Annotated in this window: 1 protein-coding gene; it reads left to right on the top strand. The window is 70.0% G+C overall.

The features are described from left to right. Positions 1-242: 242 nt before the first annotated feature. The gene (locus ACWD5D_RS44825) at positions 243-1,469 is read left to right on the top strand and encodes an IS110 family transposase (RefSeq protein ID WP_451378501.1); all 1,227 of its coding nucleotides are present in this window, start codon (positions 243-245) and stop codon (positions 1,467-1,469) included. The last annotated feature ends 27 nt before the right edge of the window (positions 1,470-1,496 follow it).

The following is a 1,496-nucleotide window of genomic DNA, read 5'->3' as shown; positions in this document are numbered from 1 at the left end:
CGCCTAATGGGACTTGCCGGGTCGGAGAGACTCGGTGCCGTAGCCGCCAGCAGGTGAGCACTCATGCCGCCGGAAGCATCCGACTTCTGTGGTCAGACCGTGCCCCTGCTGGTCGGCCGGGAGGCCAGACCGCTGATGGGGTGGCGTGCCCGCCCTTCTGGCGGCGTGAGCACTGGATCCATTAGGCCGCGCGCCGCCTTCCGCAGGCTGCAAGGAGCGAAGTACCAGACCAGGAGGACGAGTTGCTGCTGATCGGCGACGACTGGGCCGAAGACCACCACGATGTCGAGCTCCAGGACGAAACAGGCCGGAAGCTGGCCGCGGCGAGGCTGCCCGAGGGCGTGGAGGGGATCGCGAAGCTGCACGAGCTGATCGCCCGGCACGGCGGCGAAGACCTGGATCCGGCCGAGGTGGTGGCGGGGATCGAGACCGACCGCGGCTCGTGGGTGCAGGCGCTGATCGCCTCCGGCTACCAGGTCTACGCGATCAACCCGAGGCAGGTCGCCCGCTTCAAGGAGAGGTACGGCACCTCCGGCGCCAAGAGCGACAAAGGCGACGCGCACGCACTCGCCGACATGGTCCGCATCGACCGCGACCAGCTGCGGCCGGTCGCCGGGGACAGCGAGCAGGCCCAGGCCGTCAAGGTCGTCGCCCGTGCCCACCAGACCCTGATCTGGGAACGCACCCGCACCTACCAGCGCCTGCGGACCACGCTGCGGGAGTACTTCCCCGCCGCCCTGGCCGCCTACGCGGACCTGGAACTGACCAGCACGGACGCCCTGGAACTGCTGATCAAGGCGCCCACCCCAGCGGCCGGGGCGAAACTGACCCGCCCCCAGATCACCGCCGTCCTGGCCCTCCACCGCCGCCATCACCGCGACGCAAAGGCCGCCACCATCCAGAGCGCCCTGCGCGAGAAGCAGCTCGGCCTGCCCGAACCCGTCACCGCCGCCTACGCGGTCACCGCCCAGGCTCACGCCCGCTTGATCATCGCGCTGAACGAGCAGATAGCCGCGATGGAAGAGCAGGTGAAGGCGCATTTTCTCGCGCACCCGGACGCTGAGATCTACCTCTCGATGCCCGGCATCGCGGAGATCACCGGCGCCCGGGTGCTCGCCGAGTTCGGAGACGACCCCACCCGATACGCCTCCGCGAAGGCCCGCAAGAACTACGCCGGCACCAGTCCCGTCACCCGCGCCTCGGGCAAGAGCCACACCGTCCAGGCCCGCTACGTGCGCAACAACCGGCTCGCCGACGCCCTCCAGCGCCAGGCGTTCGCCGCCCTGCGCGCCTCACCCGGCGCCCGCCGCTACTACGACAAACAGCGCGCCCGCGAGGCCGGCTACAACCCCGCCCTCCGCCAGCTCGGCAACCGCCTCGTCGGCATCCTCCACGGCTGCCTCAAAACCCGCACCCACTACAACGAAGCGACCGCCTGGTCGCACCACGCCCAGCCACATGCCGCTTGACACCAAACGACATGGGGTGTCTGACCA

Source organism: Streptomyces sp. NPDC002520 (assembly GCF_053595235.1).
Note: the sequence above shows the minus strand (reverse complement) of the source record. Positions and strands in the feature narration are given on the sequence as shown.